Below are 16,774 nucleotides of genomic sequence, written 5' to 3'. Positions count from 1 at the left end.
CGTGCATCCACCGTTCCCCCGACCCGGACAGCGCGCCCGGCGCGGCCTCACCGGCGCGCTGACCGCTTTCACCGTCCTCACCGCCCTGGTGCTCGTCCTCGCCGGCGTGGCCGGGCCGGGCACCGCCCGCGCCGCCGCCGACGACTCACCGGCGGTGGCACACGGCCTGAAGGGCGACTACTACACCCAGTCCGCCCCGGGCGCCTTCGACTTCGCCGATCTCAAGGCGACCGCCTTCGACCCCTCCCTCGACTTCGCCGACCTGGAACCGCGGCTGCTGGCCCGCACCGGCCGGCAGGACGACGTGAGCGTCCGCTGGACCGGCAGGCTCACGCCCACGGTCACGGGCGCGCACACCTTCTCCATCACCGGTGACAACGGCTTCCGCCTGTGGGTCGACGGCCGGATCGTCATCGACCACTGGGTGGACGACTGGGACCGCGAGCAGAACTCCGCGCCCGTCACCCTGGAGGCGGGCCGCGCCTACGACTTCAAGGTCGAGTACTTCGAGCACTACGGCGGCTCCAACCTGCATGTCCGCTGGACACCGCCCGGCGGCGACAAGCAGGCCGTCCCGCAGTCCGCGTTCACCCTGCCGGACGGCTTCACCTACAACGGGCCCCAGGCCTCGGCGATCCAGCCCGACGGCAAGACCCTCGTGCTGGACTTCGCCCAGCCGCTCGCCGCCGTACCGGCCGGCTTCGACGGCCACCTCGACATCGATGTCGGCGGCTCGGCGTGGCCGCGCGGCACCGCGCACCTGGACCCCTCCGACCCGCACCGGCTGGTGGTCCCGCTCAGCGAGCCGGTCGTCGGCGGCCACGGCGGCTACGCGGACCTGCGCTACGACGGCAAGGGCGGTCTCACCGGCGCCGACGGCACCGCCGTCAGCGACTTCTGGAGCACCGGCACCAACAACTCGACGTACCAGCTGCGCACCAGGTGGGCCGATCAGGTCAGCGCGAAGAACGCCCACCCCGAGTACCCGCGGCCGCAGTTGACCCGTACGGACTGGAAGAACCTCAACGGCACCTGGCAGTTCGCGGGAGCCGCGGCGGGCGAGCAGCCGCCCACGGGCCAGAGCCTCGCCGAGCGGATCCTCGTCCCCTACCCGGTCGAGTCCCAGCTGTCGGGGATCGAGCGGCACGAGGACCGCATGTGGTACCGGCGCACCTTCACCGTGCCCTCCGACTGGCGCGTGCACGGCAAGCAGCGGCTCCAGCTGAACTTCGACGCCGTCGACTGGCAGGCCGTGGTCTACGTCAACGGCCACAAGGTCGGCGAGCACAAGGGCGGTTACGACCGCTTCAGCCTCGACGTGACCGACGCGCTGAAGAAGTCCGGGAAGCAGGAGCTGATCGTCGGCGTGTACGACCCGACGGACGCCGCGGGCGGCGAGAACCCGCCCATCGGCAAGCAGCGGCTGGACCCGAGCGGCATCTGGTACACGCCCACCTCCGGCATCTGGCAGACGGTGTGGATGGAGCCGGTCGCCCGTGACCACGCGGAGGACGTGAAGACCACGCCCGACCTGGCGGGCCGTTCGGTCTCCGTCACGGTGCGCGGGGTGCGCGACGGCGTACCGGTCACGGCGGTCGCCTACGACGGCAGGCGCGAGGTGGGCCGGGCCCGCGGCACCTCCGGCGCGGCGCTGAAGGTCCCGGTGCCGCACCCGCACGCCTGGACCCCCGACGACCCGCACCTGTACAGGCTGAGGGTGACGGTCGGCAACGGCTCGGGCGCCGACCGGGTCGGCAGCTACTTCGGGATGCGCTCGATCGAGGTGAAGACGGTCGACGGCAGGCAGCGCACGCTACTCAACGGCAAGCCGGTCTTCATGATGGCCACCCTGGACCAGGGCTTCTGGCCCGACGGCCTGTACACCGCCCCCACCGACGAGGCCCTCGCCTACGACCTGAAGGTGCACAAGCGGCTGGGCTACAACTCGGTGCGCAAGCACATCAAGGTCGAGCCCGACCGCTGGTACTACTGGGCGGACCGGCTCGGTCTGCTGGTCTGGCAGGACATGCCGGCCATGAACACCGTCAATCCCTCGGCGCCGGCCCGTACCGAGTACGAGCACGAGCTGAAGGAGATGATCCTGCAGCACGACAGCCACCCCTCGGTGGTCATGTGGGTCACCTTCAACGAGGGCTGGGGCCAGTACGACCAGGCCAGGATCGCCGACTACGCCAAGTCGCTCGACCCGACCCGCCTGGAGAACAACATGAGCGGCCTGAACTGCTGCGGCGCGGTCGACGGAGGCAACGGCGACATCGCCGACGCCCACGGCTACCCGAGTCCGCAGCTGCCCGGGCCGGACGGAAAACGGGCCCTGGTCAGCGGCGAGTACGGCGGCCTCGGCCTGGGCGTGCCCGGCCACGCCTTCCCCGTCCAGATGACCTACGTGGGCGTCACCCCGCAGACCTACACCGACGTCTACCTGGACCGGCTGGCGGAGGTCGGCCGGCTGGCCGCCTGCGAGGGCGGCAACGGCGCCGTCTACACGCAGATCAGCGACGTGGAGGGCGAGCTGAACGGGCTGATGACCTACGACCGCAGGGTCCTCAAGCCCGACGCCGACCGTCTGCGCGCCGCTCACCGGGCCCTGATCAAGGGCGCCGAGGACGGCACGCTCGTGTGCGCGGCTGACTGAACAGCACCCCGGTTCCCTCCCCGCGCGCGGCCCGCCCCGTCCCTCCGAGGGGCGGGGCGGGCCGCGCGTTCCCCCCTGCCGGACTCCCTCCCCCAGGAGCATCCGATGACTCTCGACAGACGCCACTTCCTGACCGGCGGCGCCCTGGCGATCAGCGCCACGGCACTGGCCGGCCGGCTCGCCCCGGCCGCCGCCGCGGCGGGCCGCCCCTCCCCGCGGACCGCCCCGGCCCTCGCCCCGACGGCGTTCACCCGGCTGCGCCCGGGCAGCATCACCCCGCGCGGCTGGCTCGCCGGGCAGCTCCGGCTCCAGCTGGACGGACTGTTCGGACGCTACGAACAGCGCTCGCACTTCCTCGACTTCACCACCACCGGCTGGGTGCACCCCGAGAACCCCGGCTGGGAGGAACTGCCGTACTGGCTGCGCGGCTATGTGCCGCTCGCCGTCGCCACCCGTGACCAGGGCGCGCTGGCGAACGCCCGGCGCTGGATCGACGCGGTCCTCGCCACCCAGCAGAGCGACGGCTTCTTCGGCCCCCGGGCCCTGCGCACCTCGCTGGACGGCGGCCCCGACTTCTGGCCGTTCCTGCCGCTGCTGATGGCCCTGCGCACCTGGGAGGAGTACAGCGGCGACCAGCGGGTCGTACCCTTCCTGACCCGCTTCCTGACCTTCATGAACGCCCAGGGCAGGGGCGCGTTCGACCACAGCTGGATCTCCTACCGCTGGGGCGACGGCCTGGACATCGCGCTGTGGCTGCACGGCCGCACCGGGGACGCGTTCCTGCTGGACCTGGCCGACAAGATGCACTCCTGGGGCGCCGACTGGACGAACACGGTCCCGAGCCCGCACAACGTCAACATCGCACAGGGGTTCCGCGAGCCCGCCCAGTACGCGCTGCGCTCGGGCTCGGCCTCCCTCACCACCGCCGCGTACCGCCACTACGACCAGGTCATGGGCGAGTTCGGCAGATTCCCGGGCGGCGGCTTCGCCGGCGACGAGAACTACCGGCCGGGCTTCGGCGACCCCCGGCAGGGCTTCGAGACGTGCGGAATCGTGGAGTTCATGGCCAGCCACGAGTTGCTGACCCGCGTCACCGGCGACCCGGTGTGGGCGGACCGCTGCGAGGAGCTGGCGTTCAACCTGCTGCCCGCCGCCCTCGATCCGCGGGGGAAGGCGCTGCACTACATCACCAGCGCCAACAGCGTCGACCTCGCCGACAGCGTCAAGTCCCAGGGGCAGTTCCAGAACGGCTTCGCCATGCAGGCGTTCCAGCCCGGCGTCGACCAGTACCGCTGCTGCCCGCACAACTACGGCATGGGCTGGCCGTACTTCAGCGAGGAACTGTGGCTCGCCACCCCCGACCAGGGTCTGGCCGCCGCGCTGTACGCCCCCTGCCAGGTGACGGCCACCGTCGCGGGCGGCACACGGGTCACGGTCACCGAGGACACCGACTACCCGTTCGACGACACCGTCCGCCTCACCGTGTCGCCCGCGCGGTCCGTCCGGTTCCCGCTGCGGCTGCGCGTCCCGGGCTGGTGCGACGCCCCCGCGCTCGCCGTCAACGGCCTTACGGTGGCGGCGAAGCCGGGCCCGGCCTTCGTCACCGTCGACCGGGTCTGGGCGGACGGCGACGTCGTCACCCTGCGCCTGCCCCAGCGGACCGCGGTACGCACCTGGACCGGCGCCCGCGACGCGGTCAGCGTCCAGCGCGGACCGCTCACCTACGCGCTGCGGATCGGCGAGAACTACGTCCGTTACGCCGGCAGCGACGACTTCCCCGAGTACGAGGTGCACGCCACCACCCCGTGGAACTACGGGCTGCTGCTGGGCAGTACACCGGAGTTCGCGAAGACGGCCGGGCCGCTCACGGCCGACCCCTTCACGCAGGACGGCACACCGGTGCGCATGACGGCGAAGGCACGTCGCATCCCCGGGTGGGTCGCGGACGACGAGCACGTGGTCGCTCCGCTCCAGCAGAGCCCGGCGCGCTCGGACTCCCCCGTCGAGAACGTCACGCTCGTCCCGATGGGCGCCGCCCGGCTGCGCATCAGCAGTTTCCCGACCGTCTCCGCCGACGGGCGCGTCTGGGACCCGGAGCCGGCCTTCCGGCGCGTGCAGAACAAGCACAGCGGGAAGGTGCTGGCGGTCGACGGCATGTCGACGGCGAACAGCGCGCGGGTGGTGCAGTTCGACAACACCCCGACCGGCGACCACGCCTGGCAGCTGATCGACCGGGGAGACGGCTGGTTCCTGGTCCGCAACGGCCAGAGCGGCAAGGTGCTGGGCGTCGACGGGATGTCGACGGCCGACAGCGCGATCGTCGTGCAGTACGAGGACAACGGCACGGACGACCATCTGTGGCGACGGCTGGAGGACGCGGACGGCTGGTTCCGGCTCCAGAACAGGAACAGCGGCAAGGTCCTTGGCGTGTCCGGGATGTCGACCGCGAACAGCGCGCAGGTCGTGCAGTTCGCGGACAACGGCACCGACGACCACCTGTGGCGGCTGTTGTAGGCGGTCGCGGGCGGCCGTTGCGCGAAGGGGGTCCCGCCGTCGTCCGGCGAGGCCCCCTCGCGGTGCCCGGGATCAGGCGGTGTGCAGGGTCAGGCCGTAGCGGCTGAGGATCTCGTTGACCGGCTGGAACCAGGTCTCGCCGCCGCTGGTGCAGTTGCCCCAGCCGCCGGAGGTGACGCCCTGGGCCTGGTCGCCGCTGATGAAGGACCCGCCGGAGTCGCCGGGTTCGGCGCACACGTTGGTGTGGGTCAGCTGATAGACCGCGCCCTGGCTGTAGTTGACGGTCTCATTGAGGGCCACGACCGTGCCGCAGTGCCAGTGGGAGGTCGAGCCCGAACGGCAGATGGAGGAGCCGGGAGGCGCCACGGCCGAACCGCGCACGAGCTGGTCGGAGACCGTGCCCCAGCCGAGCACGACCGGTACCGTCCACCAGCCGCTGCCGACGTTGACCCAGGCGTAGTCGTTGTCGGGGAAGGACGAGCCCTGGAAGTTGCCCACGTAGGAGTGGTCCCAGCCGTAGACGGCCGCCGAGGGCTGCCCGCAGTGCCCGGCGGTGACGAACCCGCCGTACACCGAGAAGCCTATGGAGCAGCGGACGTTGCCGGTGTAGTACGGGTCGCCGCCGACGGTGCCCGCGGCGAGGGTGCCCGCGGCCCTGGAGACGGTCCGGACGGTGACGGGGGCCGTGTGCCGGGCGGCGGCCAGGAAGCTCCGGACATCGTTGTCGTCACGGCGGTCGCGGACCACGTCCACGACGACGGCGCCGGCCTTCGGATCGGCCCGCCAACTGCTGACCCAGGCAGGGGCTTTGAGCCGGTCGACACGTGCCTTGGCCGCGTCGAGGCTCCGGGCGCTGCGGCGGACGGTGCGCAGTTCGGCGCCCGCGGCCCGCAGGTCGCCGCGCGTGGCCGCCGACGCGTCCCCGGTGACGGCCACGGTCAGCTTGCCGGTGGCCGCGTCGAACCAGGAGCCGCCGTAGGCGTCCCCGGCGGTCCTGCGCGCCTTCGGGGCGAGCGCGGTGGCGGCCTGTTCGGCCTTGAGCCGGGACTCGGCCTGCGCCTTCGTGAGGCCGAAGTCCCGCTGCATGGCGGACAGCAGGCCCGCGGAGGCGGGCGCGTCCGACGCCTTCGCCGTGTGCGGGACGGGGGCGGGGCTCGCGGACGCGGGGAGGGTGCCGGCGGCGGTGAGGCCACCGAGGGTGAGGAGTGCGGCCACGCCGAGGCGGACGAATGTGGTGCGTCTCATGGGGGTTGCCCTTCGTCGTTCCATCTGGGTGGGGGTGGAACAGCCGATGCTTGAGAGCGCTCTCAATCGTGCGGGGCAGAGCCTAGTCGAGCCTGCAAGTCAGGTCCATGCCAATGCAGCGCCCGAACGGGCGGTCTCCTTCGGGGAGAAGGCTTCACCGGTCCCGGGCGACGCGTGGGCGACGCCGCCCGGGACCTTCTCCGGCGGCAGGGGAAGCGGGAGATGACCGGTCCGGCCGGGAACCGGCGCACGCACAGCCGGAGTTGGCGGCACGAAGGACGAAGCATGAGCCGGGCATGCCGCGCGGGCCGGGCGCGGGCGGTACGGAACGACGAGGCAGGGTGACCACTGAGAGTGACCGACACCCCCACCCAATCACACACCGTAGCGATTCGGGCTCATCAGCTCGACGGCTCGGCCGTTTCACCCCGATGGGCGGCAACCGGGCGCGGGCGTCCGCGCGGGGAGACCCGTGACAGCCGATCGCCCGGCGACGGCCGGCGTCCCGAGGGGGCAGGTGATCCCGCGGCGGCCGGCGTCCCGAGGGGGCAGGTGATCCCGCGGCGGCCGGCGTCCCGGAGAGGCAGGTCGTCCCACGGCAGCCGGCGTCCCGGAGAGGCAGGTCGCCCGCGTCCCGAGGGGGCCGGTCGCCCCGCGGCAGCCGGATGTCCCGCGGCGCCCGGGCGGAGAGGAGTCCGGGGCGCCGCCCGCCCACTCCCCCTCGCCTCGCGCCGAGTTGGCCCCGGTCCCCGGCGGGAAGCACCCCGCACGCCGAGGGGCCCGGCCCACCTGGGTGTGCCGGGCCCCTCCTGCCGGATGTCACTGCTGGACGAGAGTGACGTCCTGGTTCTCGGTCGCGTGGAGGACGGGCAGCGGCGCGATGCCCGCGGGGCGCAGTTCCATGAGGGTGGCCTCGACATGGGCCGTGCCCGGCGCGAGGGTCTCGGACGTGACCTTGCCGGTGTTCTCCCACCGGTGCTCGGCGCCGTCGCACCGGGCGCCGCTGCCGCCGATGCCGTGCTTGACGCGGGCGTCCGCCTGGCTCACCGAGGAGCTGATGAGTACGGGTCCGGTGCCCGGGAGGCAGCGGTAGGTGCCGGAGAGGGTGACGGTGCCGTCGGCGGCGATCCGGGCGGTCGGGGCGACGGTCACGGTCTCCGCCGGCGCGGCACCGGCGGGCGCGGCAAGAGCGGCGAGCAGCGCGGCGGCGCCGAACGCGGCGGCGAGGGCGGGGCGTACGGACATGGGAACACCTTCCGGTTCCGTGGAGCGGGGGGCTCCCACTGGTACCGGGCGGCTGTGCCGCGGCGTGTGACCGTCACTCCATCGGGGGCGCGTCATCGGGCCGTCCGGGAGCTGTCCGCAGGTTGTCACATTTCACCGCCGGGTGTTCCGGGACGCCCGCGCGCCGGGCATCTTCTGGTCATGGCCGGACGGCGAGCGGGCCACCTGCCCGCCCGCACCCGATGTGGAGGTGCGCCATGTGCTCTCACCAGACCTCGTGCCGCGCGGCGGACACCGGCGCCGCACACTCCGTCGCCGCCCACCCCGAGCAGGGCTGGACGCTGCTGTGCGACGGGTCGATCGTGTTCGACGACACCGGTGAACTGCGCCCCGACGGACGTGTGGTGCAGCCGCGCCGGATCGCCGCCGAGCGGCTGTCGGCGGCCGCGTAGGACCCGCCGGGCACCCCGGCAAGATCCGGAAAGACAGGCCCTAAGGCAGGACGGCGAAGCCGTCCAGTTCCACCAGTGCCTGTTCGTCCCAGAGGCGTACGACCTCCACGACCGCCATCGCCGGGTAGTCCCGGCCCGCCAGCTCGCGCCAGATGCCGCCCAGCCGGCGGGCGTGTGCGCGGTAGGCGGCGACGTCGGTGGCGTAGACGGTGACCCGGGCGAGGTCGGCCGGGGCCCCGCCGGCCGCGCGCAGGGCGGTGAGCAGGTTGGTGAGCGCCCTCCCGAACTGCTCGGGGAGCGTGGCACCGGTGATCTTGCCGTCGGTGTCGAGGGCGGTCTGCCCGGCCAGGAACACCAGGCGGGACCCGGACGCGACGACGGCGTGCGAGAAGCCGGTGGGCGGGGACAGCTCGGGCGGGTTGACGCGTTCGGCCGTCACCGGGCGCCTCCTTCACGGACGTCCGGTCCGGGGGCCCCTCCCACGCCGAGGACGTCCGCTTCTGGGCCCTCTCCCGCGCCGGAAGCGTCCGGTCCCGGGTTCCCTCCCGCGCCGAGGGCATCCGGCTCTGAGGCCTCTCCCGAGCCGAAAACGTCCGGTCCGGGAAGCCCTCCCGCGCCGAGGGCGTCTTGTTCTGAGGCCCCCGCGCCGGGAGCATCCGGGCCCGGGGCCCCTCCCGTGCCGGAGAACGCCCTCGCGCTCTCCCCTCCGGGCGTCGGCCTCGACGGGTCCGCGCCCTCGGCGTGCTCGGCGTGCTCGGCGTGCTCGGCGTACAACTCCTTCGCGATGATGCCCCGTTGGACCTCGCTCGCGCCCTCGTAGATGCGGGGTGCGCGCACCTCGCGGTAGAGGTGTTCGAGGAGGTGGCCGCGGCGCAGCGCGCGGGCGCCGTGCAACTGGACGGCGGTGTCGACGACGTACTGCGCGTTCTCGGTGGCGAGCAGTTTGGCCATCGCGGCGCGGCGGGGGACGCCGGGGTCGCCCCGGTCGTACGCCGCCGCGGCCGCGTAGACCATCAGCCGGGCCGCCTCGGTGCGCAACGCCATCTCGGCGACCTGATGGGACACCGCCTGGAGGTCGCGCAGGGTGCCGCCGAACGCCTCCCGGACGGCGGTGTGCGCGAGGGTCGCGTCGAGCGCGGCCTGGGCCATGCCGACGGCGAAGGCGCCGACGCTGGGCCGGAAGAGGTTGAGGGTGCTCATGGCGACGGCGAAGCCGCGGCCGGTCTCGCCGAGCACGTCCTCGCGGGTGACGGGCACCTCGTCGAAGGCGAGGGCGCCGATGGGGTGCGGCGAGATCATCTCCAGGGCCTTGCCGGTGAGTCCGGGCCGGTCGGCGGGGACCAGGAAGGCGGTGACCCCGCGGGCGCCGGCGCCGGGCGCGGTGCGGGCGAAGACGGTGTAGAAGTCCGCTTCGGGGGCGTTGGAGATCCAGCGCTTGGCGCCGGTGAGCCGCCAGCCGGAGGCGCCGTCGGGATCGGCGGCCAGGGCGAGGGCCGCCGCGTCCGAACCGGCTCCCGGCTCGCTGAGCGCGAAGGCGGCGACCGCGCTGCCGTCGGCGACCCGGGGCAGCCAGCGCTCGCGCTGGGCGGCGGTGCCGTGGGCGTGCACCGGGCGGGCGCCGAGGCCCTGGAGGGCGAGCGCGGTCTCCGCCTCGGTGCAGCCCTGCGCGAGCGACTCCCGCATCAGGCACAGGTCGAGCGCGCCGGAGGTGAACAGCCGGGCGAGCAGGCCGAGTCGGCCGAGTTCGGCGAGGAGTTCGCGGTTGACGCGGCCCGGTTCGCCCTTGCCGGCGAGCGGGCTCAGCCGGTCGACGGCGTGGGCGCGCAGCTCGGCACACCAGGCGGTCTGTTCCGGTTCGAGTGAGAATGCGGGCACTGCCGGTCCTCCCTCCGGGGCGGGGCACCGTCGTCGCGGCCGTCACCGCGCGGCGCCTCCCCCGACGTTATCGCGCACAGTTGACTGCCGTCACCGACACGATACGCTCGATGCGGGTCCGGGACGCCCGGTCCCACGAGGACGCCCGTCCCGACGCTTGTCACGGCAAGGGGGCGAACCGCCATGCACGACTCGGCCCACGTCGACACCTTCGCGCGCGACCATCTCCCGCCGCCCCGGGAACGGCCCGAACTGTGCTTCGACCTGCCGGAGCTGGCCTACCCCCGGCGGCTGAACTGCGCCGCCGAACTCCTCGGCCGCACCGACCCCGCGCGCCCGGTCTTCCGCACCCCGGAGGGACCGGTGTGGAGCTACGGCGACCTGCGCGCCCGCGTCGACCGCATCGCCCATGTCCTCACCGGCGAGCTGGGGGTGGTCCCGGGCAACCGGGTGCTGCTGCGCGGCCCCACCACACCCTGGCTGGCCGCCTGCTGGCTGGCGGTGCTGAAGGCGGGCGCGGTCGCGGTCACCGTGCTGGCCCAGCAGCGCCCGCACGAGCTGGCGGCCGTCTGCGGGATCGCCCGGGTCGGGCACGCGCTGTGCGACGCACGGTCCGTGGACGACCTGGCGAAGGCGGAGGTCCCGGGTCTGCGCATCACCACGTACGGCGGCGACGGCGCGGACGACCTGCTGCGCCGCCCGGCGCCCGACGCCCCGTTCGAGGCCGTCGACACCGCCGCCGACGACGTGGCCCTGATCGCGTTCACCTCCGGCACCACGGGTCGCCCGAAAGGGTGCATGCACGTCCACCGGGATGTGCTGGCCGTCGCCGACACCTTCTCCAGACATGTGCTGCGCCCCCATGCCGACGACGTCTTCGCCGGGAGTCCGCCGCTCGGGTTCACCTTCGGGCTGGGCGGTCTGGTGATCTTCCCGATGCGGGCCGGAGCGAGCTCCCTGCTGATGGAGCAGGCCGGGCCCCGGCAGCTGCTGCCGGCGATCGCCGGGCACCGGGTGTCGGTGCTGTTCACCGCGCCGACCGCGTACCGCGCGATGCTCGGCGCGCTGGACGGGCATGACGTGTCGTCGCTGCGCCGGTGCGTGTCGGCCGGCGAGAACCTGCCCGCGGCCACCTGGCACGCCTGGCACGAGCGGACCGGGGTGCGGATCATCAACGGCATCGGGGCCACCGAGCTGCTGCACATCTTCATCTCCGCGGCGGACGACCGGATCAGGCCCGGGACCACGGGCGTTCCGGTGCCGGGCTGGCAGGCGCGCGTCCAGGACGAGCACGGCGCGCCCGTGCCCGACGGCGAGCCGGGGCTGCTCGCCGTCCGCGGCCCGGTCGGCTGCCGCTATCTCGCCGACCCCCGTCAGCGGGAGTACGTCCGGGACGGCTGGAACGTCACCGGGGACACCTATGTCCGCGACGGCGACGGCTACTTCAGCTATGTGGCCCGCGCCGACGACATGATCATCTCGGCCGGGTACAACATCGCCGGACCGGAGGTGGAGGAGGCGCTGCTGCGCCATCCGGACGTGCTCGAGACGGCGGTGGTCGGGCGCCCCGACGAGGCGCGCGGCCAGGTGGTGGTGGCGTACGCCGTGCTGCGCGAGGGGGCCCGGCGCGACCCCGGCGCGCTGCGGGCGTTCCTCACCGCCGAACTGGCGCCGTACAAGTGCCCGCGCGAGTTCGTCCTGGTGGACGCGCTGCCGCGCACCGCCACGGGAAAACTCCAGCGTTTCCGTCTGCGCACCGACGGTGACCAGCGCTGATGGTGATCAGCAGTGATGCCGAAGACCTAAAATGATCAACGTGTCCGAGCAGCACGCACCCAGGTCCCTCATCGTCACGCTCTACGGGGCGTACGGCCGTTTCATGCCGGGCCCGGTGCCCGTCGCCGAGCTGATCCGGCTGCTGGCCGCGGTCGGCGTGGACGCCCCCAGCGTGCGTTCCTCGGTGTCCCGGCTCAAACGCCGCGGCCTGCTGCTGCCGGGCCGCAGCGCGCAGGGCACGGCGGGATACGAACTCTCCGCCGAGGCACGCCAGTTGCTGGACGACGGGGATCTGCGCATCTACGCCACCGCGCCTCCCGAGGACGAGGGCTGGGTGCTCGCGGTGTTCTCCGTGCCCGAGTCGGAGCGGCAGAAGCGGCACGTGCTGCGCTCCCGGCTGGCCGGCCTGGGCTTCGGCACGGCGGCGCCGGGGGTGTGGATCGCCCCGGCCCGCCTGTTCGAGGAGACCCGGCACACGCTCAGCCGCCTGGGTCTGGAGGCGTACGTCGACTTCTTCCGCGGCGGCCACCTCGGCTTCGCGCCGACCCCGGAGGCCGTCACCCGCTGGTGGGACCTCGCGGAGATCGCCAAGGAGCACGAGCGCTTCCTGGACGCGCACGCCCCGGTGCTGCTCGCCTGGGAGCGGCGCGAGGACACCCCGCCCGAGGAGGCCTACCGCGACTACCTCCTCGCGCTGGACTCCTGGCGCCACCTGCCCTACACCGACCCCGGTCTGCCCACCCGTCTGCTCCCCGCCGACTGGCCCGGTGTCCGCTCGGCCCGGGTCTTCAAGGGCCTGCACGAGCGGCTGCGGGACGCGGGGGCGGTGTTCGCCGGGGTGTGACCGGGCGCGGCGTCACGGCGGCGGACCACCCGGACCGGGTGCGGCCGCGCCGCCCGCGCGCACACGGACATCGCTCACACGACGCACCGGCAGTACAGACTGGCCCCGGCCGACCGGGCGCGGCGGGCCAGCCCGACGAAGGTGCGGACGCTGCTCTGCGCGTCCAGGAAGTCCGCGAACCTCAGCTCCTCGATGTCGTACCACTGGAGCGCGAGCATGGGCACCGCGTCCTCGACGACACCGGCGAGGGCGTCCCGCCACCCGTCGGGCAGCTGCTGGAGGACCAGCCCGGCGTCCCAGGGGGATCCGGTCCCGGACGGTGCCGGGCGGCCGTACGGCCATTCCTCGGGGTCGGGCCAGACCATCTCGGGCTCGGTGAGACTGCCGAAGGGGATTCCCTCGGCGAAGGCGACGAGCTGGCCCAGGACGACGTTCGGATCCATGCCCTTGGCGTCGAACCAGTCGGCTCCCGCCGCGTCCAGGGACCGTCCGCCCCTGCGGTCCCCGTCGGGGCCGATCGCCCAGTCCACCGCCGTGACCGGGTCGGCCGCGTGGAAGTAGTCGTACAGCACACCCATGAGATCTCCGTCCGCTTCCGCTGCGACCGAAGTACACCAGACGGACCCGTCCGTCCAGCGTGCGAACGGCGGGATGGTCTCAGCGGCCCAGCGACAGGCGGGGCTTGGGAGCGTCGGTGCGGCCGGTACGGGGGCGCCGGCTGCCCGCGCGGTAGGGGGCCGGCCAGACGGCGCCGGGGCCCTCGTAGCCCTGTTCGGCGGCCGCGTGCAGGGTCCAGTTCGGGTTGTGAAGATGGGGGCGGCCCAGCGCGCACAGATCCGTACGGCCCGCCAGGATCAGGGAGTTGAGGTCGTCCCAGGAGGAGATGGCGCCGACCGCGATCACGGGCACGCGCACCTCCTGGCGGATGCGGTCGGCGAACGGCGTCTGGTACGACCGCCCGTACTCGGGCCGCTCCCCGGCCACCACCTGTCCGGTGGACACGTCGATGGCGTCGGCGCCGTGCGCGGCGAAGGCGCGGGCGATCTCCACGGCGTCCTCGGCGGTGTTGCCCCCCTCCGCCCAGTCCGTCGCCGAGATGCGTACGGTCATGGGCCGTTCGGCGGGCCACACCGCGCGCACGGCGTCGAAGACCTCCAGCGGGAACCGCAGCCGCTTCTGCCGCGAGCCGCCGTAGGCGTCGGTGCGGATGTTGGTCAGCGGGGAGAGGAACCCCGACAGCAGGTAGCCGTGGGCGCAGTGCAGTTCGAGCAGATCGAACCCGGCACGGGCGGCCCGCCAGGCGGCGGCCGCGAACTGCTCCCGGATGTCGGTCAGCTGGGCACGGGTGAGCGAGCGCGGGATCTGGCTCGCCGGCCTGTACGGCAGCGAGGAGGCCGCGACGAGCGGCCAGTTGCCCTCGGGCAGCGGCTCGTCCATGCCCTCCCACATCAGCCGGGTCGAACCCTTGCGTCCCGCGTGCCCGAGCTGCACGCCGACGGCCGTGTGGGGCGCACGGGTGTGCACGAAGTCGGTGATCCGCCGCCACGCCTCGCCCTGGCGGCCGGTGTACAGGCCCGTGCATCCGGGGGTGATCCGGCCCTCCTCGCTCACGCACACCATCTCGGTCATCACCAGTCCGGCGCCGCCGAGGGCGCGGGCACCGAGGTGCACGAGGTGGAAGTCGCCGGGGACGCCGTCCTCGGCCGCGTACATGTCCATGGGCGAGACGACGACCCGGTTGCGCAGGGTCAGACCGCGCAGCCGGAACGGGGTGAACATCGGGGGTGTGCCGGGCGGGCAGCCGAACTCGCGCTCCACCGCCTCGGTGAAGTGGGCGTCCCGCAGCCGCAGGTTGTCATGGGTGACGCGGCGGCTGCGGGTGAGCAGGTCGAACGCGAACTGGCGGGAGGGGCGTCCGACCCGCAGGCGGAGGTCCTCGAACCACTCCAGGCTGGCCCGGGCGGCGCGCTGGGTGGAGGCGACGACGGGCCGCCGCTCCTCCTCGTAGGCGGCCAGCGCCCGGGGCACGTCGTCCTGTTCCTCCAGGCACGCGGCGAGCGCCAGCGCGTCCTCGACGGCGAGCTTGGTGCCGGAGCCGATGGAGAAGTGGGCGGTGTGGGCGGCGTCGCCGAGCAGGACGACGTTGCCGTGCGACCAGCGCTCGCAGACCACCGTGCGGAAGGTGGTCCAGGCGGAGGCGTTGCAGCGCAGCGGGCGGCCGCCGAGGGCGTCGGAGAAGATCTTGGCGCAGCGCCCGACCGACTCCTCGACGGGCAGTTCGCCGAACCCGGCGGCCTCCCAGACCTCCTCCCGCATCTCGACGATCACCGTCGAGGCATCGGCCGAGAAGGGGTAGCCGTGCAGCTGCATCACGCCGTGCTCGGTCTCGGCGATCTCGAAGCGGAAGGCGTCGAAGGGGAAGTCGGCGGCGAGCCACACATAGCGGCAGCGGTGTGCGGCCACATGGGGGCGGAACACATGGGCGTAGGTCTCGCGGGTGGTGCTGTGCACACCGTCGGCGGCGATGACGAGGTCGTGGTCCGCCGAGAGCCGGTCGATGCCGGGTGCCCCGGTGCGGAAGCGGAGCCGGACGCCGAGGGCGCGGCAGCGGTCGTGCAGGATCTCCAGGAGGCGGTGGCGGCCCAGCGCGGCGAACCCGTGGCCGCCCGAGCGGTGGGTGGTGCCCCGGTGGACGACGTCGATGTCGTCCCAGCGGACGAACTCCGCCCGGAGGGCCGCGTAGACCTCCGGGTCCGCGTGCTCGATGCCGCCCAGCGTCTCGTCGGAGAGGACCACGCCGAAGCCGAAGGTCTCATCCGGGGCGTTGCGCTCCCAGAGGGTGATCTCGCGGGTGGGGTCGAGGCGTTTGAGCAGCGCCGCGGCGTACAGGCCGCCGGGCCCTCCGCCGACGACCGCGATCCGCCGGGGCCGGCCCGCACCGGCCGCTCCGCGCGCTCCGGCCGCCTCCCCCGCTCCGCGCGCCCCGCGTGCCCCACCGGTCCCGTCCACCCTGCCCGCACCGCGTGCTCCGCGTGCTCCGCCGGTTCCGTCCGCCCTGCCCGCACCGCGTGCTCCGGCCGGCCCGACCGCTCCGCCGGCCTCGCGCCCTCCGGCTGACCCGTCCACCCCGTCGGCCCCGTCCGCACCGGCCGTTCCGTGCGCACCGGCCGTCCCGTCCGCCGGGCCGGGCCCAGCCGTCGCCGTCACCGCCCCCGCCACTTCGGCGGGCGCTTCTCCGTGAAGGCCGCGTGGAACTCGGCGTAGTCCTCGCCGTTCATCAGCAGGGCCTGGGTGGCGGCGTCGAGCTCGACCGCCGCGGCCAGGGGCATGTCCAGCTCGGCCGTGAGCAGGGCCTTGGTCTGGGCGTACGCCAGTGCCGGGCCGTCGGCCAGCCGGCGGGCCAGCGCCTGGGCGGCCGCGTCGGTGCCGCCCTCGTCGGCGAGTTCGCTGATCAGGCCGATGCGTTCGGCCTCCGTCGCCCGGACCGGTTCGCCGAGCATGAGCAGACGGGTGGCGTGGCCGAGGCCGACGATCCTGGGCAGGAGGTAGGCCGCGCCCATGTCGCCGCCGGACAGGCCGACCCGGGTGAAGAGGAAGGCGAACCGGGCGGAGGGGTCGGCGATCCGGAAGTCCGCGGCGAGGGCGAGGACCGCCCCGGCGCCCGCGGCAACCCCGTGCACGGCGGCGACCACGGGGAACGGGCATTCGCGCAGCCCCCGCACGACCTGCCCGGTCATCCGGTTGAAGTCGAGCAGCTGGGCGGTGTCCATGGACAGGGTGGCACCGATGATCTCGTCCACGTCCCCGCCGGAGCAGAACCCGCGCCCCTCGCCGGCCAGGACCAGGGCCCGGACCGAGCGCTCCCGGGACAGCTCGGCGAGCAGGTCGCGCAGGTCGGCGTAGGCGCCGAAGGTGAGGGCGTTGAGTTTGTCGGGACGGGCCAGGGTGACCGTGGCGACCCCGTCGGCGAGCTGGACCCGCAGGTGCTTCCAGTCGCCGGTACGGGCGGCCGAGCCGGTGAAGGGACTCATGACGTGCGGCCTCCTAGAGGGGGCGGTCCTCACGTTGCGCTACCCAAGAAGCTATCACCCGTTTGTGACCGTCGTCACGAGTGCGCGACAGGGCGTGTCGCGAGAGCTCCGGCGGCGTCGCTCGCGTCACGGGTCCGCCACGGCGGCGTAACAGTGG

Annotated in this window: 11 protein-coding genes and 1 pseudogene; 5 read left to right on the top strand and 7 right to left on the bottom strand. The window is 73.7% G+C overall.

Annotated elements, in window-relative coordinates; all coding sequences use genetic code 11:
- The first annotated feature begins 58 nt into the window (after positions 1-58).
- Together ACIPRD_RS16230 and ACIPRD_RS16225 are read left to right on the top strand one after the other, a co-directional pair.
- On the top strand, positions 59-2,656 hold the full coding sequence (locus tag ACIPRD_RS16230; protein WP_401564178.1) for a PA14 domain-containing protein: 2,598 nt from the start codon (positions 59-61) through the stop codon (positions 2,654-2,656).
- A 105-nt stretch (positions 2,657-2,761) separates the two neighbouring features.
- Positions 2,762-5,170, top strand: a complete 2,409-nt coding sequence (locus tag ACIPRD_RS16225; RefSeq protein WP_401563493.1) for a beta-L-arabinofuranosidase domain-containing protein — start codon at positions 2,762-2,764, stop codon at positions 5,168-5,170.
- A 72-nt stretch (positions 5,171-5,242) separates the two neighbouring features.
- Here the strand turns inward: ACIPRD_RS16225 and ACIPRD_RS16220 are convergent, their stop codons facing one another.
- Together ACIPRD_RS16220 and ACIPRD_RS16215 are read right to left on the bottom strand one after the other, a co-directional pair.
- Complete coding sequence (locus ACIPRD_RS16220) at positions 5,243-6,415, bottom strand: alpha-lytic protease prodomain-containing protein (RefSeq protein WP_401563490.1); 1,173 nt, start codon at positions 6,413-6,415, stop codon at positions 5,243-5,245.
- An 819-nt stretch (positions 6,416-7,234) separates the two neighbouring features.
- The gene (locus ACIPRD_RS16215) at positions 7,235-7,660 is read right to left on the bottom strand and encodes a DUF6299 family protein (RefSeq protein WP_401563487.1); all 426 of its coding nucleotides are present in this window, start codon (positions 7,658-7,660) and stop codon (positions 7,235-7,237) included.
- Between the two features lie 236 nt (positions 7,661-7,896).
- Between ACIPRD_RS16215 and ACIPRD_RS16210 the strand changes: the two genes are divergently transcribed.
- On the top strand, positions 7,897-8,091 hold the full coding sequence (locus ACIPRD_RS16210; protein WP_401563485.1) for a DUF5999 family protein: 195 nt from the start codon (positions 7,897-7,899) through the stop codon (positions 8,089-8,091).
- Positions 8,092-8,131: 40 nt separating this feature from the next.
- On the opposite strand, the gene ACIPRD_RS16205 is transcribed toward ACIPRD_RS16210, so the two are convergent.
- Both ACIPRD_RS16205 and ACIPRD_RS16200 read right to left on the bottom strand, forming a co-directional pair.
- Positions 8,132-8,530, bottom strand: coding sequence for a RidA family protein (locus tag ACIPRD_RS16205; protein WP_401563482.1), 399 nt, complete (start codon positions 8,528-8,530; stop codon positions 8,132-8,134).
- Between the two features lie 305 nt (positions 8,531-8,835).
- Positions 8,836-9,966, bottom strand: a pseudogene (locus ACIPRD_RS16200) (acyl-CoA dehydrogenase family protein); the annotation flags it as partial.
- A gap of 183 nt (positions 9,967-10,149) precedes the next feature.
- Here ACIPRD_RS16200 and ACIPRD_RS16195 point away from each other — a divergent pair.
- Together ACIPRD_RS16195 and ACIPRD_RS16190 are read left to right on the top strand one after the other, a co-directional pair.
- Entirely contained in the window at positions 10,150-11,742 is a 1,593-nt protein-coding gene (locus ACIPRD_RS16195; RefSeq protein ID WP_401563480.1) for an AMP-binding protein, read from the top strand.
- 31 nt (positions 11,743-11,773) lie between these two features.
- On the top strand, positions 11,774-12,586 hold the full coding sequence (locus ACIPRD_RS16190) for a PaaX family transcriptional regulator C-terminal domain-containing protein (RefSeq protein WP_356405989.1): 813 nt from the start codon (positions 11,774-11,776) through the stop codon (positions 12,584-12,586).
- 74 nt (positions 12,587-12,660) lie between these two features.
- Here ACIPRD_RS16190 and ACIPRD_RS16185 read toward each other — a convergent pair whose 3' ends face one another.
- The 3 genes from ACIPRD_RS16185 to ACIPRD_RS16175 form a co-directional block, all read right to left on the bottom strand.
- Positions 12,661-13,164: a hypothetical protein gene (locus ACIPRD_RS16185; protein WP_356405991.1), complete on the bottom strand. Its 504-nt coding sequence runs from the start codon at positions 13,162-13,164 to the stop codon at positions 12,661-12,663.
- A gap of 79 nt (positions 13,165-13,243) precedes the next feature.
- Positions 13,244-15,595 carry a bifunctional salicylyl-CoA 5-hydroxylase/oxidoreductase gene (locus ACIPRD_RS16180; RefSeq protein WP_401563478.1) on the bottom strand — a complete coding sequence of 784 codons (2,352 nt, stop codon included), beginning with the start codon at positions 15,593-15,595 and terminating at the stop codon, positions 13,244-13,246.
- A 194-nt stretch (positions 15,596-15,789) separates the two neighbouring features.
- The gene (locus ACIPRD_RS16175; protein ID WP_356405993.1) at positions 15,790-16,617 is read right to left on the bottom strand and encodes an enoyl-CoA hydratase family protein; all 828 of its coding nucleotides are present in this window, start codon (positions 16,615-16,617) and stop codon (positions 15,790-15,792) included.
- Between the last annotated feature and the right edge of the window lie 157 nt (positions 16,618-16,774).

This window comes from Streptomyces sp. NPDC090108, from assembly GCF_044747185.1.
GTDB lineage: Bacteria > Actinomycetota > Actinomycetes > Streptomycetales > Streptomycetaceae > Streptomyces.
The sequence above is the reverse complement of the archived record's forward strand: the minus strand, read 5'-3'. Positions and strand labels throughout refer to the sequence as shown.